The organism is Xanthomonas sp. NCPPB 2922 (genome assembly GCF_041520885.1).
Taxonomy (GTDB): domain Bacteria; phylum Pseudomonadota; class Gammaproteobacteria; order Xanthomonadales; family Xanthomonadaceae; genus Xanthomonas; species Xanthomonas campestris.
In genome coordinates this window covers 80,762-106,031 of sequence record NZ_JBGOFY010000003.1, presented here as the reverse complement: position 1 = coordinate 106,031, position 25,270 = coordinate 80,762, and the positions used below count along the sequence as shown (strand labels likewise).

Genomic DNA, 25,270 nt, shown 5'->3' with positions numbered 1-25,270 from the left:
GTGTAGCCGGCCCGCCATCCATTCCGACAAACCGGACCACAGGCTTGCAACCCGAAACGCGCAACGTGAAAGACAGCTTGGAGCTACTGCACACCCAGACCGGGAATCGCACTGATCGCCGCAGGATCGAACCCCGCCAGCTGCGCAAAGTGGCGGCCACGCGCCACGTAATCGCTATACACGCCAAAGCTGGGCGCGCCGGGCGACAGCAGCACCACCCCGCCCTGTGCACCGAGCGCGCTGCGTGCCAGCTGCATCGCATGCGCCAGGTCATCGGCGGCATGCAGGCCAAAGCCGGCGCTCTGCGCCAGTGGTGCCAGCAACGCATGGATGCGCGGGCCGTTGGCGCCCATGGTGACGATTTCCAACGGCGCCTGCTGCGCCATGTGCGCGGCGAAGTCCTGCCAGTCCAGCCCACGGTCGTGCCCACCCACCAGCAGCGCCACGCGCTGCTGTGCGAAGCAGGCCAAGGCCGCCAGCGAGGCATGCGGTGTGGTGCTGATGGAATCGTTGACGTATGCGATGCCGTCCACGCTGCCGAGCCACTGCAGCCGGTTGGGCAACGGACGAAAGGTCAGTGCCGCCGGCGCCAATGCCGCCGCATCCAGGCCCAGGGCCTCCACTGCCGCCAGCACGGCGCACAGGTTGCGCCGGTTGTGTTCCCCCGGCAGCGGCACCTTGGCGGTATCGAAGATCGGCTGTTGGCCGCGATAGACCACATCGCCACGCAGGTGCCAGCCGTCGGGATGATTGAACCAGCGCACCTCGCTCTCAGGCAGCTGCAGCTGCGCCAGATGCGGGTCGGCGGCATTGAGCAGCGCGATGCGCGGGCGGCCGTCGGTCACCAGCGCCAGCTTGTCGCGCACGTAGGCCGCTTCGCTGCCGTGCCAGTCCAGATGCTCGGGGAACAGGTTCAGCACCAGCGCCAACTCCGGGCGCGCGCCACTGCGCCCCACCTCACCGGTCTGGTAGCTGGACAACTCGATCGCCCAGTACGCAGGCGGCGGCTGTGGGGAGAGCACTTCCAGCAACGGCTGGCCGATATTGCCGACCAGCGCGGTGCGATGGCCGTCGGCGCGCAACAGATGCGCCAGCAGCGCGGTGGTGGTGCTCTTGCCCTTGGTGCCGGTCACGCAGATCGCGCCCGGCACGTAGCCGTCCGGCTGCGCGTGTTCGGCAAACCACAGCGCGGTGCCGCCGATGAAGCGCGTGCCCTGCGCGGCGGCGGCGCGTGCCTCCTCACGGTACGGGCTGATGCCCGGTGACTTGATCACGACCTCGAACGCGGCCAGCGCCTGTGCGCTCGCTTCGGTCTGCACCTGCAACGCGGGGTCTGCCAATGCGGCAACGTCGCGTGCCTCTTCGGCGTTACAAAAGACCGTCAGCGCCTGCGCAGGCAGCTGTTGGCGCAGCGCGCGATAGGCGGCGCGCCCTTCGCGCGCCCATCCCCACAACGCAACCGCCTTGCCCTCAAGCTGCGAAATTCGCACGCACGCGCTCCCACAGCGCCGAAGGAACGCGGTGCTCGCCATCGATGGTCATCAGGGGCTGCAGCTGCAGCGCGTCCTGCTCCAGCTGCGGTTGGATCTCGCGGATAAACCTCTTCACCAGCGCGTCTTCCTTCCATTCCGCACGGGTGGCCAGCACCGCCATCGCGGCGCGCGACTCGCGCCCCTCGCCCACGCATTCGAATGGCTTGTGGTCCTGGAATTCCAGCAACGCATCGTAGCCGCCGGCCTGGGCGGCATCGTCGAGCAGGTTGCGCCCGAAGATCTTGACCAGGCGCGTCTTCGGCATGAACGGCGCCAACGCCAGAAACACGAAATGGCATTTGGGGCACACCCCGCACCAGCGATGCACCGGCCGCTCGCCCATGATGTGGAAATTGCGGTTGCAGCTGGAAAAATGCGCGTCGTAATGATCGGTCTTGGCGAACTGCCGTGCCACTGCAAGCTCGGAGAGCGGCCGCAGCAGGGAGTAATAACGCAGGTCGGCGGCAACATGCTGCTGCACGTACTCACCAAAGGCTTGCTCGAACGCCCAGCCCTTGGACCATTGGTGATTGACCTCGCCGGTGCCGGGAATCTGGCTGCCATAGCTGGCCGAACGCTCGTTGGAAAACACCACCTGGTCCACGCCGGTGAGCAGCGCCGACAACACCAGGATGGCCGAATTCACCGCCGTCACCGGGATGTGCCCGTTCCAGGCACCCTGACGATTGAGCTCGAACAACTCCGGCGCCAGCACGCGGCCGATGTTGAGCACCGGCAGCCCGGTCCGCTCGGCGCAGGCGCGGATCAATTGCGAACCGCCGATCCAGCTGACGGTCTGATCCACCCCGGCCTGCCGCAGCGCTTCAATACTGACCAGCGAATCCTTGCCGCCGCCGATGGCCACCAGCGCATGCTCGCGCAGCCCTGCGGCCGGTGCCTGCTCAGCCGACGGCGCCGTCACCGGGAAGTGGATCTTGCCGTGCAGGTTCAAGCCATTGCGGTAGGCGAATTCGCCCAGGCCGTGCAGATAGACGCTTTCCACCAGTGCGGCGGTCTTCGCATCGATGGCGTAGTCGTCGATCTGGATGGTCGGCGGCACCGCCGCCTTGTAGTAGCTGACACCGGCGATCAGGTGCAGCAGGCGCAAGGCCTGTTGCACGGCCGCCGCACGCGTGGCGTCCAGCACGAACGGGGCACCGGGCACCGCCACGGTCTCCACCAGTTCCGGCCCCTGGTCGAAGGCATACACCAGCGTCGCCACGCCGGTCTGCGCATCCAGCGCGCAGCGGACAAAGCGGAACGTGGACACCTGATGTTTGTCGAAAGCGCTCATACACACCCTGCAGGCACACGTGCGCGACGCAGATAACGCCGGCACAGGAAATATTCGATGATGGAAAATGGCACAACGGCCCACAGCAGCGGCAGGCAACCAATCAGGAACACCAGCAGCAGTGCCTCCGAGCCAATGACTTCTGCGCTGCCAGTGACCGCCAACGCGATCACCAGATACAACAACAACAGCGGCGGATAGCTGAGTGCGTTCAACACCAGCGTGCGCAACGCCATGCCGCCGGCATGCTGCGCCGGCGCGCGACGCTGGCGCCAACGCTGCCAGCGCGCCGCACCCCATGCGCCTACGCCGGCAGCGACCAGCGCGGGCAGCGCCCACTTCAGGCTATCGGTCCACGGCATTGCCTGGCCGGCCATGTCGATGGCGGTGGACACCACCATCGACACACCACCGGCCAGCGTGCTCAGCGCGATGAACTCAGCCAGTGGCCGCATCGATCACCTCTTCGCGCGGCAACTCCCGCTGGTTGTAGGTGCTGGCCATGGAATACCCATACGCGCCGGCATCGGCGATCAGCATCACATCGCCCGGTGCGGTGGCCGCAGGCAGGCGGCGGCGCTTGCCGAACACATCGGAGGATTCGCAGATCGGCCCCACCACATCGAAGCTGCCATCGGCAGGCGCACCGAGCTGGCTGAGGTTTTCGATGTCGTGCCAGGCGTCGTACAACGCCGGGCGGATCAGGCTGTTCATGCCGGCATCCAGGCCGACGCGATGGATGCCGTCCTTTTCGATCACCTGGGTCGCCTGGGCCAGCAACACGCCCGCCTCGGCCACCAGATAACGGCCAGGCTCGATCGCCAGGCGGAAGCCCGGATGCACGGCCTTGACCTCGGCCAGGCCCTTGGCCCACAGTTCCAGGTCGAACGGCTCGTCTTCGGCGCTGTAGGGAATCGGCAGCCCACCGCCGATGTCGATGGTCTCAACGGTGCCGATGCGGCGCGCGAAGCCAGCCAGTTCGTCGTACATCATCCGCCAGTGTTCGCCGGTCTCCACGCCGCTGCCCAGATGCGCATGCACGCCGGTGATGGTGACTTCCAGCGTGCGCGCCAATTCGACGAACTCATCCACGCGCGTGGACGACAGCCCGAACTTGGACGCCTTGCCGCCGGTGTTGACCTTCTCGTGGTGGCCATCGCCGTGGCCCAGGTCGATGCGCAGCCACACGTTGCGGCCGCGGAACACCTCCGGCCAGCGCTTGAGCGCTTCGACGTTGTCCACGGTGACGGTTACGCCCAGCGCAAACGCGGCCTCGTATTCGCTACGCGGCGCGAAGCTCGGCGTGAACAACACGCGGCGTGGCGACAGCTCAGGCAACGTGTCGAACACGCGGCGCAATTCGCCGTGCGAGACGCATTCCAGGCCGAATCCAGCCTGTTCCAGCGCCATCAGGATGGCCGGATGCGAGTTGGCCTTGATCGCGTAATAGCGCTGATCCACTGCGGCAATTTGCGCCAGCGCTTGCGCGCGCGCGCGCACCGTGGGCAGGTGATACACGTAACGCGGCGTGCCGGCCTTGGACAGCGTCAGCAGATGCGCGCGCTCGGCATGCCACCACGGCGTGGGCCGCGGGCGCACCGAACCGATGATGTCACGCCAGCGTGGGCCAAACACCTCGCCTTCGCTGACCGGCATGGCGCCGCTATCGATCAATTCCGCATGCAAAATCGGCAACAGGCCGTCGGCATCGGATTCGTCGATGACGAAGGTCAGATTCAAGTCGTTGGACGACTGCGAAATCATGTGCACGCGCTCCTGCCCGAACGTGGCCCACACGTCGGACAGCTTGTGCAGCAGCGAGCGCATGCCGCGCCCGACCAGCGTGATCGCCGCGCACGGCACGATGATCTTGACCTTGCAGATCTGCGACAGGTCTGCCGACAACGCCGCCAGCACATCGGTGTTGACCAGGTTTTCGGACGGGTCCAGCGACACGGTGACGTTGGTTTCGGCCGAGCCGATCAGATCCACCGACAAGCCATGCTTCTTGAACAGCGTAAATACGTCGGCCAGGAAGCCGACCTGCTGCCACATGCCGATGCCTTCCATCGACACCAGCACGATGCCGTTGCGGCGGCTGATCGCCTTGACGCCGAGTACTGGTTCGGCGCTGCCATCGATGCTGGTGCCTGGCAGATCCGGGCGTTCGGTATCCAGGATCGCCATCGGCACGCCGGAATCGCGGCAGGGCTTGATCGAGCGCGGATGCAGCACCTTGGCGCCGGTGGTGGCGATTTCCTGCGCTTCGTAATAGTCCAGGCGGGTCAGCAGACGCGCGTCCGGTACTTCCTTCGGGTTGGCGCTGAACATGCCGGGCACGTCGGTCCAGATTTCCACCCGGCTGGCGCCGAGCAATGCACCGAAATACGCCGCCGAGGTGTCCGAGCCGCCACGGCCCAGGATCGCGGTGCCGCCATCGGCGTGCCGCGAAATAAAGCCCTGCGTGATCAGCAGGCGCGTGGGCTGCGCATCGAAACGCGCCCGCCATGCGGCATCGGATTGCCACTGGCACGACACCGACAAGCGCTTGGACCACTCGCTCTGGTTGGGCTGCGGCGGCAACGCCGACAACCACTCCCGCGCATCCAGCCAACCCATGTCCAGGCCGTTGGCATGCAGATATGCCGCACCGACCGTGGAAGACAGCAGTTCGCCCTGCCCCAGCACCTCGGCCTGCCAGTCGAGCGTGCGGCTGGCAGCGCGTGCATCGCCCACCAACGCGTGCAACGCGGCAAGCCGCGCACCCAGCACTGCGTCGGCATCGAGCTCGAGCTCGGCAAGGAATTCGCGATGCCGCAGTTCCAGTGCCGCCACACGCTGCGCGCTGTCGGCAGCACCATCGGCGATGGCAGTGAGCTCGTTGGTGACGCCCGACAGCGCAGACACCACCACCAGCACGCGGCCGCCGGTTTCGTTCGCCCGTTTGCTCGCCAGTTTTCCAATCGTGTCCCAGCGATGACGACGCGACACCGAGGTGCCGCCGAACTTGAGGACGATCCAACGATCGGTAGAAAGGGAAGCTGACATTAGATGTGGGCGTTTAGGATGGGGGGAGTTGCCCGGTACGCCGGGCGGAACCTCCGATTCTACTGCCAATATCCCAGCCATGACCCCTCCTCGCGTCACAGCCGCGCTGCCAGGCACCATCGCGCCCATGCACCCCGCGCGCCTGCAGCCATCGCTATCTGCGCGCACTGTCCTTTCACTGTAACGGCCGCCCTGATGCGCACATTTCGCTACCTGCAACTGGATGTTTTCTCCAACCGCCCTGGCGCTGGCAACCCGCTGGGCGTGGTCGTCGATGCCGGCGCACTGTCAGCGCAACAGATGCAACAGATTGCCGCCTGGCTGAACCTGTCGGAGACGGTGTTTTTCCTGCCGGTGAGCGCGCCGGGCGCGGATTACCACATCCGCATTTTCACCCCGCGCGCGGAGCTGCCGTTTGCCGGGCACCCCAGCGTTGGCGCTGCCTGGGTCGCCAGGACGCACGGCCTGGTGGGATACCGCCAGGACAACCGGCTGTACCAGCAATGCGCCGCCGGCGTGCTGCCGGTGGATGTGTTCGACCGTCACGACGTGGTGCTGGTGCGTCTTCGCGCGCCGCGCGCGCAGTGCAGCGACACCGGCACGCAACACGCCGCTGCGCTGGCGCAGGTCACCCGAGCGTTCGCCATGAGCGCGCAGGCGCCTGCCCTGTGGAACAACGGGCCCAGCTGGTGGTTGCTGGAGCTGGCCGACGAGGCCGCGGTGCGGACGGCTGTGCCCGACCTGGCCGCCATCGCCGCACTCACCGCGGCCAGCGGGGCGGTCGGGCTGGCCATCTACGCCGCCGCGGCTACCGATGCGGAAGATCTGGTGGTACGTGCGTTCTGCCCGGGCGACGGCATCCCCGAAGACCCGGTCACCGGCAGCGCCAATGCCTGCATCGCCGCGCGCCTGCTGGCCGAGGATCGGCTGCCGGGCAGGCAGGGCCGCTACGTCGCCAGCCAGGGCCGCGAGGTCGGCCGCGATGGCCGCGTGGAGGTGGAAGTCGACGCCGCCGGCGATGTATGGATCGGCGGCGCAACGCAGCAAGTGATCGAAGGCCGCATCGCTTGGTAAGCTGCCGCGCCCTGCTCGCGGACCCGCTCCCATGACCACGCGTCGATTCCTGCAACTGGATGTGTTCTCGGCCCGCCCCGGCAGCGGCAACCCGTTGGCGGTGGTGCTCGACGCGGAAGGCCTGGACGATGCCGCAATGCAGGCCATTGCGCGCTGGACCAAGTTGCCGGAAACCACCTTCGTGTTTCCGGCCCCCGATGACGCCAGCAGCTATCGCCTGCGCATGTTTTCGCCGCAAAAAGAGGTGCCCTTCGCCGGCCACCCCAGTGTCGGCACCGCGCATGCAGTGCTCGACGCCGGCCTGGCCGCGCCGCGCGACGGCGTGCTGGTGCAGGACGGCATCGCCGGGCAATTGCCGCTGCGCGTGGAGCAGATCGCCGGCCATCGCAGCATCGCCATCCGCACGCCGCGTGCGCGCGTCACCGAACAGGTGCAGGCCGACGACCCACGCCTGAGCGACAGCCTGCGCGGCTGGCCGCTGGGCGCATTGCCGCCAGCCCTGATGGACGGCGGGCGTACCTGGTGGGTGGTGGAACTGGCCAGCGAAGCCGCCTTGCGCAGCCTGGACCCGGACTGGAACGCGATTGCGACCTTGGCCGAATCCACCGGCAGCATGGGCGTGTTCGCCTACGCGCGTGCAGCGGCAACCGGCGCCTACGATCTGGCGGTGCGCGCCTTCGTCGGCAATGGCCGCCGTTTCGAAGACGCCGCCTCTGGCGCCGCCAACGCCGTGCTTGCGGCCTGGCTGGATAGCAAGGATGCCTTGCCCGGCACCGACGGCCGCTACGTGGTCAGCCAGGGCCGCGAAATCGGCTTCGACGCGCTGCTGGAGCTGCGCATCGATGCCAACGGCGAGGTCTGGTCGGGTGGACAGGTGCAGACGGTGATTCGCGGCACGCTGGATTGGGAGTGATTGGACTTCCCTTGCCCATCACCGGCACGGGAGACGGGACAGCTGTTCGTGATCGGTCATTGGAACATTGAACGCAAGAAACGCCAGGGCCGGATAGTGCGGCAACTCTGACGCTGAAGCCTTCGCGTACAGCGCGCACCGCGCGCGAGATGAAAAAACGCTGCGGTCTCCCGCAGCGTTTTGTCTATTCGAAACCCCAGGACCAGCAACCACCACATCGTAGGAGCGCGCTCGCGCGCGAGGGCGTTATCGGGAATGCCTCATCGCGCGCAAGCGCGCTCCTACACAGCCTATGTTGTTCTAGGCACCACTCCAAAAAACATCTGCACCACCCGCACGTGCCATGCACCCACCGCTGTATCCGCACTCCGGATGCAGCGCCCACCATCGACACTCAGTCGGGGCGTACATCCACGCGCACGCGGATGCGGTCACCGGGGTTGTAGTCGCTGCGGGTGTGGTACATCCGGCCGCCGTATTCGTAGGTCACGTCATAGCCGTCGACACGGTCGCGCTCACGGCGGTAGGACACCGGCTCGCAGACGCTGACATTGCCCTGGTAAGAGCGGTGATTGGCTTCGTAGATCGAGCGGCCCGCAGCGACGCCGGCCATGGTGCCGACCGCAGTGCCGACAAGGCGTCCATTGCCGCCACCGACCTGGCTGCCCAGCACTGCACCGGCGATGCCGCCGATCACGCTGGCAACCCCACGGTTGGAGGGATTCGCCCCGCCATAACCACCGTCATTGCGGTAGTAGCCGTCGTTGCTGGTGTAGTACCCGTCGGAGGGGCGGTTGTAGCAGCGCTCGCTGGTGCGCTCGGTGTACGCGTCTGAGACGATGATCGGATCCACGCGCACCACGCGGGCGTATTCGTAGCGCCCATCCTCGTAGCCGCCGCGGCCATTGTCGCGGTAGCCATTGTCGTACCGCTGCGCCGTCGCGTTGCCCGCAACAGCCAGACCCATCACCAGCGCACCAAGCAGAAGAGTTTTCATTGCGGCAGCTTCACAGGGAGGACACGCTGCCGATCCTCGGCTTGCTGCAGTGAAACCGCCCTGAACCGAACGGCATGCGCAAAGCCCTATTCAGCAAGCCGCCAGCTGCGTACATCGACGCCTTGCGCCGATGTACGCAGCCAGCGCCGCGGTCAGCTGGAAAACTCGGTTTCCAGGCTGATCGGCACAGCGCTCAGCGCCTTGGACACCGGGCAATTCTTCTTGGCGGTGTCGGCCAGCTCGCGGAACTTGGCTTCATCGATGCCCGGCACCACGGCCTTGAGCTTCAACCGGATCTGTGACAGCTGTGGGCCACCTTCCATCGACAGATCGACATCGGCGCGAGTATCGAGCGAGGTCGGCGGAAAGCCGGCTTCGGTCAACTGCGCGGACAGTGCCATGGTGAAGCAGCCGGCATGCGCGGCAGCGATCAACTCTTCGGGGTTGGTGCCCTTTTCGTCGCCGAAGCGGCTGCTGAAGGCATACCGGGTGTTGTCCATCAACCCGCTCTGCGGGGTGCTGAGCTGGCCCTTGCCGGTCTTGAGGTCGCCTTCCCAGTGTGCGGTGGCGTGACGCGAAATGCCCATTGCGGTCTCCTGCGATTGAAAGAGACCGTTACCTTAGGTGAGCGGGTGTTATGGCGTTGAGAGGTGGAATTGGGAATTGGGAATTGGGAATTGGGAATTGGGAATTGGGAATTGGGAATTGGGAATCGTAAGAGCGTGCGGCGTTGCGGGGGTGTTGTCACGCTAGACGAATGGAGTTAGTTCGAATGCTGGGCTTGGCCATGCTGCGTGCTTACCTGGCGGGAAAGCAGCCAAGCACGAAACAAAACGGGCGTCGCGATGATTGTCGCGACGCCCGTGAGAAGGCGGTCTTTTTGCATTCACTACGATCGCGCTGTTACGCGATCGCAGCAGCGTATGCGGGCCATCAGCCCAACAGGGTTTCCAGGACCGCCATGCGTACGGCCACGCCGTTGGCCACCTGGCGCAGCACGCAGGACTGCGCGCCATCGGCCACCTCGTCGGTGATCTCCACGCCGCGATTGATCGGGCCCGGATGCAGCACTGCCGCGTCGCGTCCCGCGCGTGCCAGGCGCTCGCGGGTCAGGCCATAGTCGGCGTGGTACTGCTCCAGCGATGGCACCAGGCCTTCTTCCATGCGCTCGCGCTGCAGGCGCAGCATCATCAGCGCATCGGCGCCTTCCAGCATCGCGTCGAAGTCCTCGCCGACCACGCAGCCGTCCAGCATGTCGTCGTCGGGCAGCAGGCTGGCCGGGCCGCACACGCGGATCTCGCCGGCACCCAGCGTGCGCAAGGCGTGCAGGTCCGAGCGCGCCACGCGCGAGTGCTTCACGTCACCGACAATCACCACCTTGAGCTTGGAAAAATCCGTGCCCTTGGCCTGGCGCAGGGTGAGCATGTCCAGCAGGCCCTGGGTGGGATGCGAGCTGCGTCCGTCGCCGGCATTGATCAAGGCGGTGCCCTCGCCGGCAGCCTCGGCCAGCGCTTCCACCGCACCGTCGTCGGGATGGCGCACCACGAAGCCACGCACGCCCATCGCCTCGAGATTCTTCAAGGTATCGCGTGCAGTTTCGCCCTTGCGGGTGGACGAGGTGGACGCGTCGAAATTGAGCACGTCTGCGCCCAGCCGCTGCGCGGCCAGGTGGAACGAACTGCGGGTGCGCGTGGAGGGTTCGAAGAACAGCGTGCACACCGCGGTGCCGGCGAGCACGCTGCGCTTGCCCACGCGCCCCACCGCCGCATCGCGGATCTGGCCGGCGCGATCGAGCAGCTGCCGCAAGGTGGCGCGCGGCAGTCCTTCCAGGGTGAGCAGGTGGCGCAGGCGTCCGTCCGAATCGAGTTGCATGGTGGTCATCGCAGGTCGGGAGAATCAGGGAAGAAGAGTGGCTTGCTCGGGCGCCGACAACCAGCGCTCGACGATCACCGCCGCGGCCATCGCGTCCAGCGCGTCGGCGTCGCGGCGGCGCTTGCGCCCATCGGCGCGCTCGCGCGCGAAGCGCTGCGCAGCCTCAACCGAGCTGGAGCGCTCATCGATCAGCACCACCGGCAGCGCATAGCGCTCGCGCAGTTCGCGTGCGAAGGCGTGCGCGCGCTTGCGTGCGGGCTGGTCCTTGTCGTCCAGGGTGAGCGGGTCGCCGACCACCAGGCCGGCGGGGCGCCATTCCTTGTGCACACGATCCAGCGCCACCCAATCGGGGCCGTTGGCATGCACGTTGATCACAGCCACGGCGCGGGCACCCGCGCCAAGTGCGGTTCCCAGGGCCACGCCGATCCGGCGCGACCCCACGTCGAAACCCAGCACCGTCGCGTCGGGGCGGATCGCGCCCGCCTCAGGCATGCCCGGAGTAATCCGTGAGCCGGAACAGATCCACGCCGATGCGGCCGGCGGCGGTCTGCCAGCGGTCTTCCAGCGCGGTATCGAACAGCACATTGGCGTCCGAGGGCGCGGTGAGCCAGCTGTTTTCGCCGAGCTCGAATTCCAGTTGCCCGGCGCCCCAGCCCGCGCAGCCCAGCGCCACCAGCGCATTGCGCGGGCCGTCGCCGGCCGCCATGGCCTCGAGGATGTCGCGCGAGGTGGTCAGGTAGACGCCCTGGCCCACTTCCAGGCTGGAATCCCATGCGCGCGCGTCGTCGTGAATGACGAAACCACGTTCCGGGTGCACCGGCCCGCCGCTAAGCACCGGTTGCTCGCGCAGGCGCTCGTCGCTGGTGTCGATCCCCATCTGCGACAGCACTTCGCCCAGGGTGTACTCGGACGGGCGGTTGACCAGCACACCCATGGCGCCGTTCTCGTCGTGCTGACAGATCAGCGCGACGCTGCGCGAAAAGGTGGGGTCGGACAGCGCCGGAAGCGCAATCAGCAGTTGGTTGGCCAGAGGCGTGGGCAAAACAGACATGCGGCCATTCTAGCGGTTCGTTTCGAACCGCGCTGGGGCGCTGCCATACTGAGCGCTTGCCTCAGCCATGGACTGCCGATGCTGCCCACATCTGCGCTGCACCCCGCCCCCGACGATCTGCCCCTGCCCCGCCAGACCCGCGCGTTCATCGTGCTGGTGGCCCTGCTGCAAGGCGGCCTGCTGTATCTGGCCGAATGGGGCGCAGACCACGGTGTGGCGCCGTTCGCTGCGCTGGGTGGGCGCGTGTGCTGGTACACCCTGGTGCTCACCGTTCCAAGCATGCTGCTGTTGAGCGTGCAGACCCTGCACGACCGTCGCCTGTGGCAGCAGTTGGCCGTGGTGGCGGCCGTGTTCGCCGCACTTGCCGGCTGGGCGGCGTGGAGCGCAACCGGGGCACCCGGCCTGGAAAGCAACAAGGTGCTGACCCCATTCGGCCTGAGCGTGGCGGCCGCGCTGTTGATCGCCCTGCCCTGGCTGCAGTTCCGTCAGCACCATGGCAGCTGGCGTGCCAGCTATCACGCGCTGTTCGAACACGCCTGGCAGAACACGCTCACGCTTGCGTTGGCACTGGTGTTCGTCGGCGTGTGCTGGGGCGTGCTGACGTTATGGGCCGAGTTGTTTGCATTGGTGAAGATCGATCTCTTCCGCACGCTGTTTCGCGAGGATGCCTTCATCTACCTGGCCACCGGCACGATGGCCGGCCTGGGCATCCTGATCGGGCGCACCCGCCAGCGTGCGGTGCAGGTGATGCGGCAGATCGTGTTCGCCCTGTGCACCGGCCTGGTGCCCTTGCTGGCCAGTATCGCGCTGCTGTTCATCCTCACACTGCCGCTGACCGGCCTGCAGCCGCTGTGGCAGACCCGCACGGCGGCGGCGATCCTGCTGTGCATGGTGTCCGGGCTGGTGCTGTTCACCAATGCGGTGTATCAGGATGGCGCGACGCCGCCTGCGTATCCGGGCTGGTTGCGGCGCGTTGTCGAGGCCGGGCTGCTCACACTGCCGCTGTATGCAGGCCTGGCGCTTTACGCGGTGGGCCTGCGCATTGCCCAGTATGGCTGGACCGGCGAACGCTTCTGGGGCGTGGTGCTGGCCGCGGTGGCCAGCGCCTATGCAGTGGGATATGCCATCGCGGTGCTGCGGCCACGCCCGGGGCAGTGGCTGGCGCCGCTGGCGCGCAGCAACAAGATGCTGTCGTGGGCGGTCGTTATCCTGCTGCTGTTGGTCAATACGCCTGTGCTGGATCCGTATCGGATTGTGGTGGCCAGCCAGCTGCAGCAGTTGGCACAGCGCGGCGGCACTGCAAACCCGGATCTGCTGCAGGACGATCTGGAATTCCTGCGGTTTGCCAACGGCCGCCGTGGTTATCACGCGGTGCAAGCGCTGCGGGACACCCCCGTCTTTGCCAACGATGCCAAGCGCAGCCGGCAGCTCACTCTATTGCTCGCGCGGACGCAACGTTGGCAGGAACCGCAGTCGGATGACGCACTGCGACGCACGCGCATGCACGACGCGGCCGAGCTGCAGGCACACCTGCTGCTCGCTGCAGGCAGCAACAGCCCGGACCCAGCCTGGTGGAGCGCCCTGGCGCAGGGCAGCTTGCACAACGACAGCTGCCTGCAGCGCGATGCCGACTGCGTGATCACCCGCCGTGACCTGGATCAGGACGGCCAGGACGAGGTGATGCTGTGCGATCTTTCAGCGAAGTTTGGTATCACCTGCACGCTGTATACCCGCGATGCGCAAGGCTGGTACCGGGTGGACACAGTGAACAGCTTCCCGCAGCGCAGCCAGCAGCAAGAAGCCCTGCGCGAGGCCGTGCGCCAAGGCAAACTCGCCACGCAGCCACGCCGTTGGCCTGACCTGCTGTTTCCCGGCGGTAAACCGATGCGCATCAACTCATCCGCCAACGCACGCAAGACAACGGAGACCCCATGAGCGGTTATTGCAGCATCGCACCCGGCCACCCGGTGCATGGCCACTATCACGATCACGAATACGGCTTCCCGCAGCGCGACGAACGCGAGCTGTTCGAACGCCTGGTGCTGGAGATCAACCAGGCCGGCCTGAGTTGGGAAACCATCCTGCGCAAGCGCGGCAACTTCCAGCGTGCCTATGACGGGTTCGACGTGGACACCGTGGCCGCGTACGGCGAGGCGGAGATTGCCAGGCTGATGCAGGATGCCGGCATCATTCGCAATCGCCTGAAGGTGCTGGCCGCCATCCACAACGCGCAGGTGATCCAGCGCCTGCGCGCAACGCACGGCAGCTTTGCCAACTGGCTGGATGCACAACATCCCCTCGACAAGCCGGCCTGGGTGAAAGTGTTCAAGAAGACCTTCCGTTTCACTGGCGGCGAAATCACCGGCGAATTCCTGATGAGCCTGGGCTACCTGCGCGGCGCGCACCATGCCGACTGCCCGGTATTTGCGGACATTCAGGCACTGTCGCCGCCGTGGATGCATAGCGCGTGAGCGACACCTTGCGTGCCGCGTGCGAGGCGCCTGTACTCAGCGCTGCGACCACACCGCATCGCACATTTCGCATGCGGCGCTTGCTGGGCATTGCTGGGTTACTGATTGCCTCCGCCGCGGCAGTGCCGCAGGCAGACGCGCACAAGGTGCCTAGGCTGTCGCTGACGCAGGTGCTGGACCAGTTGCGCCGCGACATTGCCGCCGTGCCGGCCAGCGACCCCACGCCGATCGACACGGTGATGAAGCGCTATGCCGATACCCACGGGCAAAGCTTCGACATCGCAAGCCCGGATCCGGAGCAAGACCCATCCGAGGCTGTGCCGCCCACGCAGCCGGCCGACGTCACCGATGCCGAGTGGCACGCGCTGCAGGCCTACCGCGCGCACACCACCAGCGAAGCAGACGATATCTCCGAGAACCGCAGCCACCACTACACCCTGATCGACCTGGACGAGGACGGCCAACGCGACCTGCTGGATGAGGCCTATGTCGGCGGCACTGGTTTGTTTACGCAGATCACGGTGCTGCAAGGCCATACCGATGGCTTCCGCGCCCCCACCGCCACGCCCACAGGTACGCCAGCGGATAGAGAAGCGGACGCTGGATTCAGCATCAACGGCCGCGGCGGCGACCAGGCGCTGTACTGGCTACGCATCGACGGACGCAGCTACGCGGCCTACCGCGACGGCGACTATTTCCAGGACACGCTGACTCTCTCGCGCCCGTTGTCGCCGCTGCCCGCCGAACGCCACCCGACCCAGGCACTGCAGATCCGCTATCGCTACCAGCACACGCTGGCGCCGCGGCGAAAAGATGCTGCCGAGCGCTTGCCAGAGGAACAGCAGGCGGACGACTGGCTGGCGCAACACCCGGCGATGCGTGCCGCGGTAGACACCCAGTTGCAGCACCTGCGCCTGGATGCACAAGGCCGGCAGCGTTCGCCTGATCCGGAGGCACGCTGCCCGAGTCCCGCCGAGAGCAGCGACCCCGAGCTGGAGGCGCAATGGCCATGGCATGACGCTGGGCATTACACGTTCGACTTTGTCGCCAATCTTCGCGTGCGCCATGGCAGCGACTGCTATAGCGCCAGCGTGGTGGCATTCCGCAGCAGCTTCCAAAGCGCCAATACCGCGTGCTGCGTGCTGTGGCTCTACGACGCGCCCGGCAACCAGGTTGCGAACCTGCCGCTACTGTCAAAGCGCACGCGCAGCGGCATTGCGTTGATCACGGCAGCGCCTGTGGATGCCTCGCAAGACTGACCGCACGTAGCGAGCCGCCAGCCAGACAGTGATGGCACCACAGTCGGGTGTTGGGTGCGCGCTCCATGCCCACTCCACGCACCGGCTGCGCCCACCTCGCGCGGCGCGATTGTTTCGAGAATGCCGCCCCGCTTATCCACTCGCACGCACCGGCGCACCAGATGACGCGGCCTTGCCACAGCATCCACGACCACTGCACACCTGCCGCGGCATGGTCGGCGCATGAGCATCCGCATCGGCATTTCGGGCTGGCGTTATGCACGCTGGCGCGGCACGTTCTACCCGACCGGCCTGGCCCAGCGGCGCGAGTTGGCCTATGCCGGGCGCTGTTTTCCCAGCGTGGAAATCAATGGCTCGTTCTATTCGCTGCAACGCCCGGAGAGCTACCAGAGCTGGCATGACGAGACGCCGGACGACTTCGTCTTCGCGGTCAAAGGCCCGCGTTTTGTCACGCATATGAAGCGGCTGCGCGATTGCGAACAGGCGCTAGCCAATTTCTTTGCATCCGGCGTGCTGCGGTTGGGCCCGAAGCTGGGGCCGATCCTGTGGCAATTGCCGCCAAGCCTGCGCTTCGATGAAGCGGTGTTGGATGCATTTCTCTCCAGCCTGCCGCGCGATACCGAGGCAGCACTCGCCCTGGCGCGCAAACGCGACACCACCTTGATGCATGGGCGCACGGACCTGCGCGTCGATCACAAGCGCCCGCTACGGCATGCGCTGGAAATGCGCCACCCCAGCTTCTGCGACCCGTCCTGCATGAAACTGCTGCGCAAGCACAAGGTGGGCGTGGTGGTGGCCGATACCGCTGGCAAATTTCCGTATCTCGAAGATGTCACCGCTGACTTCGTCTACCTGCGGCTGCATGGCGACGCGCAACTCTATGCCAGCGGCTACAGCGACCACGCCCTGGACCGCTGGGGCGAGCGGATTGCGGCCTGGGCCGCAGGTGGTGAGCCCTCCGATGCACAGCGTATAGGGCCGCGCGCCAGCAAGCGCGCACGGCGCGACGTGTACTGCTACTTCGACAACGACATGAAAGTGCACGCACCGTTCGATGCGCGCGGCCTGATGCAGCGGCTGGACCTGCCCACCGACTGCCCGGCGCGCGAGGAGGTCGTGTAACTCCGCTGCGCGCTCACACGCCCATATAGCGGTGCGGCCGGTGGTTGAACATCAGCACCAGGCTCAGCATCAACGCACCAATGGCCGAATACAGCACCTTGTCCGGCGTCAGCACGAAAAACGCGACCAGCATCAGCATCGCGTCGAAACTCATCTGCACCTTGCCCGCGCTCCAGCCGCGCTCGCGCTGCAGATACACCGCCAGGATGCCGATGCCGCCGAGGCTGCCGCGGTGGCGAATGAAGAACAGAATGCCCAGCCCGGCCAGCGCACCGCCTACCACCGCCGCAAACAATGTGCTCATGTGCGCGTAGTCGGCCCAGCGCGGCAGCAGGTCGGTCAAGGCCCCGCAGGCACCCACCGCAGCGAAGGTTTTCAGGGTGAATTCCCAGCCCATGCGGCGCACGCTCAGCCAATAAAACGGCAGGTTGACCAGCACAAAGACCAGGCCGAAATTCCAGTGCAGCGCGTAGTGCAGCAGGAACGCCACCCCGGCCATGCCACCGATCATCAGGCCGCCCTTGGCAAAGATCGCCAGCCCCAGCGAGGCCACCAACGTCGCCAGCACCATGCCTTGCGCATCTTCGGCCACCGAGTGGTGATAGGCGTGGTCATCGGCGCTGGTACCAGCCGAATCCGGCGGCGGCGTCAGCGGGCCGGAGGTGAACACGGCGCCATCGTCGGGCAACGGCTCTTGCTCCGGACGGAGATCGGAATCGGGAAGGCTCACGGGTCTGGGAATTGCTGTGGGGTGCGGATATTAGACACTATCGGCCACCCTGGTTACATCTGAAACGTCAGCCACCGATCACTGGTGGATGCATGGCTGCACTGGCTTGGCGCCCCACTGCACTCAATCGCCAGCGTTGGCTGCGAAGCACGACGCGCCCAGACTGATCGCAGCGCGTCGTTGGTACGCGCAGCGTTGGTCGCAACGCCGCCGCGTCATGAAGCGTGGCCGTGCGCCTTACCGAACCTCGGCAATCTCCACGCCATCCAGCCCCTGCGACAGCGTCTTGGCATCGCCGCCTTGCGAGAGCTTGATGCGCAGGCGTACCTCGTTCTGCGAGTCGGCGTAGCGCAGTGCGTCTTCGTAGCTGATCTCGCCCGCCTGGTACAGCTCGAACAGGCTCTGATCGAAGGTGCGCATGCCCAGGTTGGTGGACTCCTTCATGATCTCCTTGAGCTTGTGGATCTCGCCGTCGCGGATGTAGTCCTGCACCAGCGGCGTGCCGAGCATGATCTCCATCGCCACGCGGCGGCCGCGGCCATCCGGGGTCGGGATCAACTGCTGCGCCACCACACCCTTGAGGTTGAGCGACAGGTCCATCAGCAGCTGGTTGCGGCGATCTTCCGGGAAGAAGTTGATGATGCGGTCCATCGCCTGGTTGGCGTTGTTGGCATGCAGCGTACACAGCACCAGGTGCCCGGTTTCGGCGAAGGCGATGGCATGGTCCATGCCTTCGCGGGTCCGCACTTCGCCGATCATGATCACGTCCGGCGCCTGGCGCAGGGTGTTTTTCAGCGCATTTTCCCAGCTATCGGTATCGATGCCGACTTCGCGCTGGGTGATGATGCAACCCTCGTGCTTGTGCACGAACTCGATCGGGTCTTCGATGGTGATGATGTGCCCGGTGGAATTCTGGTTGCGGTAGCCGATCATCGCCGCCAGCGAGGTCGACTTGCCGGTGCCGGTAGCGCCGACAAAGATGATGATGCCGCGCTTGGTCATCGCCAGTGTCTTGATCACCGGCGGCAGGCTCAGCTCTTCCACGGTGGGAATACGCGTCTCGATCCGCCGCAGCACCATGCCCACCTGGTTGCGCTGATAGAAGCAGCTCACACGGAACCGCCCCACCCCGGACACGCCGATGGCGAAGTTGCACTCGTGGGTCTTTTCGAATTCCTCGCGCTGCGAGGGCGTCATCACGTTCAACACCAGGTCGCGACTCTGCTGCGCGGTCAGCGGCGTCTGGGTGATCGGGCTGATCTTGCCATGCACCTTGATCGCCGGCGGCATGCCAGAGGTGATGAACAGATCCGACGCCTTCTGGTGCGCCATCAGCTTGAGGAAGGAGGTGAAGTCGATGGTGCTCATGGCGTGCTCCCTCGGAGCAGGGAATAGGGAATCGAGAATCGGGAATTGGGTAAGCTGGAAACCGGGACCGGTCAGGGAAACGTGCTTTTGCAATTCCCCATTCCCGATTCCCTATTCCCGAGTCACTCGAATATCCGCTTGTCCTTGGCGTACTCGCGCGCCTGGTTGCGCGTGATCAGGCTGCGCTTGACCAGGTCCTGCAGATGCTGGTCCAGCGTCTGCATGCCGTATTGCTGGCCGGTCTGGATCGAGGAATACATCTGCGCCACCTTGTCCTCGCGGATCAGGTTGCGGATAGCCGGGGTGCCGACCATGATTTCCCAGGCTGCGGTACGCCCGCCGCCCACTTTCTTGAGCAATGCCTGCGAAATCACCGCGCGCAGCGATTCGGACAGCATCGAGCGCACCATCGGCTTTTCGCCGGCCGGGAACACGTCGATGATGCGGTCGATGGTCTTGGCCGCCGAGCTGGTGTGCAGGGTGCCGAACACCAGATGGCCGGTTTCCGCGGCGGTCAGTGCCAGGCGGATGGTTTCCAGATCGCGCAACTCGCCGACCAGGATGATGTCCGGGTCTTCGCGCAGGGCCGAACGCAGCGCCTCGTTGAAGCCGTGCGTGTCGCGGTGCACTTCGCGCTGATTGATCAGGCACTTCTGCGAGGTGTGCACGAATTCGATCGGATCCTCGACGGTGAGGATGTGGCCGTATTCGTTCTTGTTGATGTAGTCGATCATGCCGGCAAGCGTGGTCGACTTGCCCGACCCGGTCGGGCCGGTCACCAGGATCAGACCCTGCGGCTGGTCGATCAACTGGCGAAAGATCGGCGGGCAGCCCAGGTCTTCCAGCGTCAGCACTTCGGAGGGAATGGTACGGAACACCGCACCGGCGCCACGGTTCTGATTGAACGCATTGACGCGGAAACGCGCCAGCGACGGAATCTCGAACGAGAAGTCGACCTCGAGGAATTCCTCGTAATCGCGGCGCTGCTTGTCCGACATGATGTCGTAGACCAGCGCGTGCACCTGCTTATGGTCCAAGGCCGGAATATTGATGCGGCGGACATCGCCATCGACACGGATCATCGGCGGCAAGCCTGCAGACAGGTGCAGGTCCGATGCCTTGTTCTTGACAGAAAACGCCAATAGTTCAGCGATATCCATGCGCTGCTTTTCCCCTAGGCTGCGATTGGAAGATACTCCCCGGCCGGCAGTATAGCGTTCTGGCAGCGCCCTGGAAGCGCGCCGTGCGTCGGTTCAGCCCGCCAGCATGAATGCCGATGGCCGGCGTTTCCGATGTCCGGGGCGGCGGTATCGTTTGCCGCAGCGCGCCTTTATCCACCCCACCTCGCCGCAAGGACGATCCGCCGCGCCCGGCGCGCACCGGCACAACTGGAAGGAAAGGCACGGGCGCGGCACTATGGCCGCCTTGTTTACCCGTTGGCTGACCTGTGCCCGTTTCCTCGTTGCACCAGATGCTGGCCGCCATCCAGGCGGCAACCCCTCCCAACGCCGCGCCTGCGCGCCTGCTGGCGGTGTCCAAGACCCAGCCGGCCGACGCCGTGGCCGCGTTAGCCGCGCAGGGCCAGCAGGCCTTCGGCGAGAACTATGTGCAGGAAGCGGCCGCCAAGATCGCGCAGCTTCAAGCGCTGCAGCTGGAGTGGCACCTGATCGGCCACCTGCAATCCAACAAGGCCGACATGGCCAGCCAGTGTTTCGATTGGGTGCAGACCGTGGACCGCGCCAAGCTGATCGCACTGCTCGCCCGGCATCGCCCGGACGGCCGCGCGCCCTTGAATGTGCTGATCCAGGTCAATATCGACGATGAGGACAGCAAGCACGGCTGCGCGCCGGAGGCGATCGACGTCCTGGCCGCGGAGATTGCCACCCACCCCCCACTGCAGCTGCGCGGATTGATGGCGATTCCCGCGCCGTTTCCCGAGGTCACGCGCCGGCACCAGGCATTCGCGCGCATGCAGGCCTTGTTCGCAACACTGCGCAGCCAGTATCCGCAGGCAGATACCTTGTCGATGGGCATGAGCGCGGATTTCGCCGATGCCATTGCGGCCGGCGCCACCATGGTGCGCGTGGGCACGGCGCTATTTGGCCAGCGCAACGCGCCACCGGCCGCCTGACACGTCGGCCGTTTCCTTCCTCCTTCTTGATGGTGCTGCAATGACCCAGCCTTCCTCCTCCACAGCTGTGGCTGCACACGGCGATGTTCCGGTGGTTGCCTTTGTCGGTGGCGGCAACATGGCGCGCAGCCTGATCGCCGGGCTGCTGCGCCAGGGCGCGCCGGCCAGCGCCATCCGCGTCGCCGAGCCGGTCGCCGAACTGCGTCAGGCGCTGTCCGCTGACTTCGGCGTGCAAGTGTTCGACGACGCGCGCAGCGCCGTGGAGGGCGCCGCACTCTGGGTACTGGCGGTCAAGCCGCAGGTCATGTCCACCGTGTGCACGCAGCTGGCCGATCTCGCGCAGCAACAGCATCCGCTGCTGCTGTCGATCGCCGCGGGCATCACCGCAACGCAACTGGAGCGCTGGTGCGGCGGCACGGCCGCCGTGGTGCGCGCCATGCCCAACACGCCGGCCCTGCTCGGCGCCGGCGTGACCGGCCTGTACGCCAATGCACGCGTCAGCGCGGCGCAGCGCACACAGGCAACCCGGCTGCTGGAAAGCGCTGGCGTCACCGTCTGGCTCGACGACGAGGCACAGATGGATGCGGTCACCGCGGTGTCCGGCAGCGGCCCGGCCTATGTCTTTCTGCTGGCCGAAGCGATGGAGGCCGCGGCGCGCGCGCAAGGCCTGCCCGCCGAGACCGCCCGCACGCTGGTGCTGCATACCCTGCTCGGCGCTGCACGCATGCTGACCGAATCCGGCGAAGCACCGGAGGTATTGCGCCGGCGCGTGACCTCCCCCAACGGCACCACGCAGGCCGCGATCGAGGAATTCCAGGCCGGCGGTTTCGAAGCGTTGACCGCCACCGCGATTGCCGCGGCGACCGAACGCGGCCGCAGTTTGTCGGCAGCGAACGACTGATCCGCGGGAGCGATGCGTCGTCGCTGGCTGGCTGGATCGCTCGCTTGCCTGGAAACGCGCTATTCGGCGCATCGCTGTCCGAATGCGGAATGATGCGAGCCCCGGCTTCATCGAATGCGCTTCGTTTGGCGCCTGCAATCGATTGGCAGGGAGCACGCACGCCATGCTTCGCCACATTGGCATGCGCCCTTTGCTCGACCACGGCGCCCTGGCTGGGTCGAGGCATGCCTTGCCAAGCGAACGCATTGATCGACATGCGCCTGCGCAGCAGCTGCCCAGATTGCGCCAATCCGCGATCCATGCCGCGTCATCTTGACCTGCTGCTGTGCGTCAGACCGCGCGTAGCATCCCACGCCAAGCGAACCCACAGCGCTTTTTCTCGTGTTTTTTGGCGTCCAGTGAACGAATGCCCGTGCCAGGTCGGTCTTTTCGTGTTGTTTCATCGATTCCCTATTGGCGGCGCGCGGCAGTTGCCCTACATTTCGCGTTGCCGACTGGGTCGGCAGACCCAAACACCACCAACGAATACGGAACACATAACTCATGGCAAAAACCGCCGCTAAGAAGGCTGCCCCCAAGAAGGCAGTGAAAAAGGTCGCCGCCTCCAAGACCGCAAAGCCGGCCAAGGCCGCTAGCAAGACCGCCGCGCCGAAGCCGATCAAGGAAGCCCTGAGCAAGACCGGCCTGGTCGCGCACATCGCCGAAACCACCCAGCTGGCGCCGAAGGACGTCCGCGCCGTGCTGGCGTCGCTGGAAGCCACCGCGCACGCGTCGCTGAGCAAGAAGGGCGTCGGCTCGTTCGTCCTGCCGGGCATGCTGAAGATCACCTCGGTCAACGTGCCGGCCAAGCCGAAGCGCAAGGGCCTCAACCCGTTCACCAAGGAAGAGCAGGTGTTTGCTGCCAGGCCTGCGACCTGCAAGCTGAAGGTCCGTGCGATGAAGCGTCTGAAGGACGCCGCGCTGTAATCGCGCTGCATCCGGTTTGATCGAGACGGCCTTAGGGCCGTCTTTTTTTTGCGCGTTTGCCACGTCTTCTCCGCCTCCTGACAGGCACACCACATCGCACTCATCGCCGCTGCCCTACCCTGGCGGTGAGTTCGCAACCAAGAGTGCCCGTGACCGCGCCATCGCCCACCCGCAGCCCAGCCAGACGCGTGCGCCACCTGCTGGTATCGATCGTGATGCTGTGCGCGCTGGGTGTTGCCGCGCGCTGGGCCTGGCTGTCACCGATGGCCGAACGCCTGCGCACCAGCTGGGAGTTATCGCAAATGCCGGCACCCACGCAGTTGCACATCCCGGTAGACGGTGTGCGTGGTCGCCAGATTGCCGACACCTTCGGCGCCCCACGCGGACGCGACCGCAGCCATGCCGGTGTGGATATCTTCGCGCCGCGCGGCACAGCGGTGGTGGCTGCCACCCGTGGCGTGGTCAGTTCCATTCGCGACACAGGGCTGGGTGGCAAACAGGTGTGGGTGCTCGGCCCGGCGATGGAACGGCACTACTACGCGCACCTGGACGACTGGGCACCCGGACTGGCAGTCGGCGATGTGGTCGAGCCCGGCACTGCACTGGGCATGGTCGGCACCACCGGCAACGCGCGTGGTACGCCGCCGCATCTTCATTACGGGATCTATGGGCGCAACGGTGCGTACGATCCGCTGCCACTGCTCCGGCAACCCGCGCCACAGCAGGCACCCTGAGCGCGCTGGAACACTGCGTCATGGCCCGGCCTATCGAGACCCTGCGCATGCGCGCCTATGGTGGAGCCAGCCCCACAGTGACGCGACCTTCCATGTCCCGCAAACGCTACCGCATTACGGTCACGCCCATCGAAAACGACGGCAGCCCCTGCCATGACCGCTGCACCATCGAGTTCGAACAGCGCTCGCGCGCGGACTGGATGCGGCTGTTCGAAGAGCTGCACCTGCGCCGCGACCTGAGCAGTGACGAGTGCGCCGCGCTCACCGTCGGTTCGCAATTGCTCGAGGACCTGGCGGCGCGCCCACGCGCGCGGCCCAGCAATGCCCTGGACGCGCTACGGCCGAAATTGCAGCTATTGCTGGAGCGCCTGCAACACGTGCATCCCGCTGCCGGGCGCTGATCCGCGCGGTGCCAACTGCCGCTACACTGCGCCGATCGTGACGGGGAGCGGCGATGCGCCAACTGATCAGTGTCTTTTCGCTACTGCTGCTGGCCGGCTGTAGCTGCCAGCGCACGCCCGAACCACAGGCCGCCAACGGCTCGCCTGCATCGGCGACTGTCGCCACAACTGCGGCATCGCCCGTGGCCAGCGAGCGTCCCGGCGCTGCATCGACCGCCACCGATCCCAAACAGGCGCTTGCAAGTGCGAACTACGCGCAAGCAAGCGCAACCGTGCACCGTTATCTGGGCGCACTGCCCGGTGCTGCACGTGCCGATGCGGATGCCCTGTGGACCGGCGGCCATCCCGCACCCGTGCCGGACGATGCGGTGCTGCGCAACATCGGGCAGATCATCAGCCTGCGCATCAACAACGATCCGCCGATCGCGCTGGACCAACAGCACCCGCCGCGCTTGATCGAAGTGCCGGTGCAGCTGGCCGTGCGCACCACGACCGGCACCGAACGGCTGGTCGGTGCTTACCGTCTGCAGCCACGCGTTGGCAGCGACACCTGGGAAATCTATTCGGCCACCCTGCAGCCGGTGCTGCGTTAAAGCCGCCGTCCAAGCAATTGCACGTTCGCAGGCAGAGGTGGCGGATACCCGAGATCCGCAGTCGACACCCACAAACACCGAAGCGCATTCGCGGCGAGCACCCCAACCACCGCGGCACGCAGTGTCGTACTCATCCCGCCACACCGCAGCACGCTAACCCGTGGTTCACCGGCGCTGGCTAAGGTGATGCCATCCACCGCCGGAGTTGCCCGATGAAACTGCGTTTAGTTGCCGGATCCCTGCTTGCCCTCGCCCTGGCGATGCCACTGTCCGCAGCGTGGGCGGCGCCTCAAATCCAGGGGCGGCAGATCAGCGTGCAGGCCGCCGACGTGCAGCAGTACCTGGGCGGGCGCTTCCCGCAGACGCACGATGCACTGGGCGGCCTGATCGAAATGACGGTCAGTAACCCCGCACTGTCGTTGCCACCTGGCGACCGTTTGAAGATGGCGTTCGACCTTGCATTGGCCACGGCCGGCGGCGCGCCGGCGCCGGTGGGCAACGTCACCTTGAGCAGCGCGCTGCGTTACGACACGGCAAAGCAGGGGTTTTATCTCGACCAGCCAACGGTCGATGATTTCCGCCCCGCCAACGCCGGCGCCAAGTTGGACAGCAGCACGCGTCAGTTGCTCAACGCATGGTTGGCCGACTACGCACGCAAGGAGCCGATCTACAAGATCGACCCCGCCATTGCGGCCGTGATGGGCAATGTGCAGGTGGAGTCGGTGGCGATCCAGAACGGCCGGCTGGCGGTGAACTTCAACCAGGATATCGAGCAGCTGGTGCCGGCCGGCGCCATGCCAGGCAAGTAACCCA

25 protein-coding genes are annotated in these 25,270 nt (G+C 66.0%); 13 read left to right on the top strand and 12 right to left on the bottom strand.

Translation table 11 applies throughout. The annotated features are described in order from the left end of the window. Nucleotides 1-83 precede the first annotated feature (83 nt). Genes murD through ACD584_RS05240 form a run of 4 tightly spaced genes read right to left on the bottom strand, consistent with a single transcriptional unit; the run spans nt 84 to nt 5,874 of the window. On the bottom strand, nt 84-1,490 hold the full coding sequence (gene murD / locus ACD584_RS05255) for a UDP-N-acetylmuramoyl-L-alanine--D-glutamate ligase (RefSeq protein WP_076036649.1): 1,407 nt from the start codon (nt 1,488-1,490) through the stop codon (nt 84-86). Then, the gene (gene murL, locus ACD584_RS05250) at nt 1,471-2,826 is read right to left on the bottom strand and encodes a UDP-N-acetyl-alpha-D-muramoyl-L-alanyl-L-glutamate epimerase (RefSeq protein WP_076036648.1); all 1,356 of its coding nucleotides are present in this window, start codon (nt 2,824-2,826) and stop codon (nt 1,471-1,473) included. The genes murD and murL overlap by 20 nt, the downstream gene beginning before the upstream one ends. Next, a complete protein-coding gene (locus ACD584_RS05245; protein ID WP_076036647.1) occupies nt 2,823-3,281 on the bottom strand; it encodes a hypothetical protein in 459 nt (152 codons plus the stop codon). Before ACD584_RS05245 ends, murL begins: the two co-directional genes overlap by 4 nt. Further along, complete coding sequence (locus ACD584_RS05240; RefSeq protein ID WP_076036646.1) at nt 3,265-5,874, bottom strand: bifunctional aspartate kinase/diaminopimelate decarboxylase; 2,610 nt, start codon at nt 5,872-5,874, stop codon at nt 3,265-3,267. The genes ACD584_RS05245 and ACD584_RS05240 overlap by 17 nt, the downstream gene beginning before the upstream one ends. Before the next feature lie 195 nt (nt 5,875-6,069). On the opposite strand from ACD584_RS05240, the gene ACD584_RS05235 reads away from it, so the two are divergent. Next, nucleotides 6,070-6,948: a PhzF family phenazine biosynthesis protein gene (locus ACD584_RS05235; protein WP_076036645.1), complete on the top strand. Its 879-nt coding sequence runs from the start codon at nt 6,070-6,072 to the stop codon at nt 6,946-6,948. A 31-nt stretch (nt 6,949-6,979) separates the two neighbouring features. Then, the gene (locus ACD584_RS05230; protein WP_070690357.1) at nt 6,980-7,861 is read left to right on the top strand and encodes a PhzF family phenazine biosynthesis protein; all 882 of its coding nucleotides are present in this window, start codon (nt 6,980-6,982) and stop codon (nt 7,859-7,861) included. Nucleotides 7,862-8,255: 394 nt separating this feature from the next. Here the strand turns inward: ACD584_RS05230 and ACD584_RS05225 are convergent, their stop codons facing one another. The 5 genes from ACD584_RS05225 to ACD584_RS05205 all read right to left on the bottom strand — a co-directional run bounded on the left by ACD584_RS05225 (nt 8,256) and on the right by ACD584_RS05205 (nt 11,781). Beyond that, nucleotides 8,256-8,858 carry a glycine zipper 2TM domain-containing protein gene (locus ACD584_RS05225; protein ID WP_012437811.1) on the bottom strand — a complete coding sequence of 201 codons (603 nt, stop codon included), beginning with the start codon at nt 8,856-8,858 and terminating at the stop codon, nt 8,256-8,258. Between the two features lie 152 nt (nt 8,859-9,010). After that, a complete protein-coding gene (locus ACD584_RS05220) occupies nt 9,011-9,445 on the bottom strand; it encodes an OsmC family protein (RefSeq protein ID WP_014508429.1) in 435 nt (144 codons plus the stop codon). Between the two features lie 346 nt (nt 9,446-9,791). Continuing rightward, nucleotides 9,792-10,739, bottom strand: a complete 948-nt coding sequence (locus tag ACD584_RS05215; RefSeq protein ID WP_076036644.1) for an aspartate carbamoyltransferase catalytic subunit — start codon at nt 10,737-10,739, stop codon at nt 9,792-9,794. 15 nt (nt 10,740-10,754) lie between these two features. Continuing rightward, the gene (gene ruvX / locus ACD584_RS05210) at nt 10,755-11,222 is read right to left on the bottom strand and encodes a Holliday junction resolvase RuvX (protein ID WP_076036643.1); all 468 of its coding nucleotides are present in this window, start codon (nt 11,220-11,222) and stop codon (nt 10,755-10,757) included. Next, a complete protein-coding gene (locus ACD584_RS05205; protein ID WP_011037878.1) occupies nt 11,215-11,781 on the bottom strand; it encodes a YqgE/AlgH family protein in 567 nt (188 codons plus the stop codon). The genes ruvX and ACD584_RS05205 overlap by 8 nt, the downstream gene beginning before the upstream one ends. Before the next feature lie 78 nt (nt 11,782-11,859). Between ACD584_RS05205 and ACD584_RS05200 the strand changes: the two genes are divergently transcribed. The 4 genes from ACD584_RS05200 (at nt 11,860) to ACD584_RS05185 (ending at nt 16,633) form a co-directional block, all read left to right on the top strand. After that, entirely contained in the window at nt 11,860-13,716 is a 1,857-nt protein-coding gene (locus tag ACD584_RS05200) for a DUF4153 domain-containing protein (protein ID WP_076036642.1), read from the top strand. Next, the gene (locus ACD584_RS05195) at nt 13,713-14,252 is read left to right on the top strand and encodes a DNA-3-methyladenine glycosylase I (protein WP_011037880.1); all 540 of its coding nucleotides are present in this window, start codon (nt 13,713-13,715) and stop codon (nt 14,250-14,252) included. The genes ACD584_RS05200 and ACD584_RS05195 overlap by 4 nt, the downstream gene beginning before the upstream one ends. Further along, nucleotides 14,249-15,511 (top strand): hypothetical protein, encoded by a 1,263-nt coding sequence (locus ACD584_RS05190; protein WP_076036641.1) that lies wholly within the window; start codon nt 14,249-14,251, stop codon nt 15,509-15,511. Before ACD584_RS05195 ends, ACD584_RS05190 begins: the two co-directional genes overlap by 4 nt. 222 nt (nt 15,512-15,733) lie before the next feature. Further along, a complete protein-coding gene (locus ACD584_RS05185; RefSeq protein ID WP_076036640.1) occupies nt 15,734-16,633 on the top strand; it encodes a DUF72 domain-containing protein in 900 nt (299 codons plus the stop codon). Nucleotides 16,634-16,646: 13 nt separating this feature from the next. Here the strand turns inward: ACD584_RS05185 and ACD584_RS05180 are convergent, their stop codons facing one another. From ACD584_RS05180 to ACD584_RS05170, 3 genes are all read right to left on the bottom strand, one after another. Next, nucleotides 16,647-17,321: a YitT family protein gene (locus tag ACD584_RS05180; protein WP_014508435.1), complete on the bottom strand. Its 675-nt coding sequence runs from the start codon at nt 17,319-17,321 to the stop codon at nt 16,647-16,649. Between the two features lie 279 nt (nt 17,322-17,600). Further along, complete coding sequence (locus tag ACD584_RS05175) at nt 17,601-18,731, bottom strand: PilT/PilU family type 4a pilus ATPase (RefSeq protein WP_005990431.1); 1,131 nt, start codon at nt 18,729-18,731, stop codon at nt 17,601-17,603. A 122-nt stretch (nt 18,732-18,853) separates the two neighbouring features. After that, nucleotides 18,854-19,891, bottom strand: coding sequence for a type IV pilus twitching motility protein PilT (locus tag ACD584_RS05170; RefSeq protein WP_003489919.1), 1,038 nt, complete (start codon nt 19,889-19,891; stop codon nt 18,854-18,856). Nucleotides 19,892-20,178: 287 nt separating this feature from the next. On the opposite strand from ACD584_RS05170, the gene ACD584_RS05165 reads away from it, so the two are divergent. The 7 genes from ACD584_RS05165 to ACD584_RS05135 all read left to right on the top strand — a co-directional run bounded on the left by ACD584_RS05165 (nt 20,179) and on the right by ACD584_RS05135 (nt 25,266). After that, nucleotides 20,179-20,862: a YggS family pyridoxal phosphate-dependent enzyme gene (locus ACD584_RS05165; RefSeq protein ID WP_076036639.1), complete on the top strand. Its 684-nt coding sequence runs from the start codon at nt 20,179-20,181 to the stop codon at nt 20,860-20,862. Nucleotides 20,863-20,902: 40 nt separating this feature from the next. After that, complete coding sequence (proC, locus tag ACD584_RS05160; RefSeq protein WP_016944106.1) at nt 20,903-21,763, top strand: pyrroline-5-carboxylate reductase; 861 nt, start codon at nt 20,903-20,905, stop codon at nt 21,761-21,763. A 543-nt stretch (nt 21,764-22,306) separates the two neighbouring features. Next, nucleotides 22,307-22,729 carry an HU family DNA-binding protein gene (locus ACD584_RS05155; protein ID WP_076036638.1) on the top strand — a complete coding sequence of 141 codons (423 nt, stop codon included), beginning with the start codon at nt 22,307-22,309 and terminating at the stop codon, nt 22,727-22,729. 143 nt (nt 22,730-22,872) lie between these two features. After that, the gene (locus ACD584_RS05150) at nt 22,873-23,463 is read left to right on the top strand and encodes a M23 family metallopeptidase (RefSeq protein ID WP_011037887.1); all 591 of its coding nucleotides are present in this window, start codon (nt 22,873-22,875) and stop codon (nt 23,461-23,463) included. Between the two features lie 92 nt (nt 23,464-23,555). After that, complete coding sequence (locus ACD584_RS05145) at nt 23,556-23,864, top strand: DUF3861 domain-containing protein (protein ID WP_175611605.1); 309 nt, start codon at nt 23,556-23,558, stop codon at nt 23,862-23,864. Between the two features lie 53 nt (nt 23,865-23,917). Next, complete coding sequence (locus tag ACD584_RS05140; RefSeq protein ID WP_011037889.1) at nt 23,918-24,457, top strand: hypothetical protein; 540 nt, start codon at nt 23,918-23,920, stop codon at nt 24,455-24,457. Between the two features lie 212 nt (nt 24,458-24,669). Then, nucleotides 24,670-25,266 carry a DUF1439 domain-containing protein gene (locus ACD584_RS05135; protein WP_070690340.1) on the top strand — a complete coding sequence of 199 codons (597 nt, stop codon included), beginning with the start codon at nt 24,670-24,672 and terminating at the stop codon, nt 25,264-25,266. The last annotated feature ends 4 nt before the right edge of the window (nt 25,267-25,270 follow it).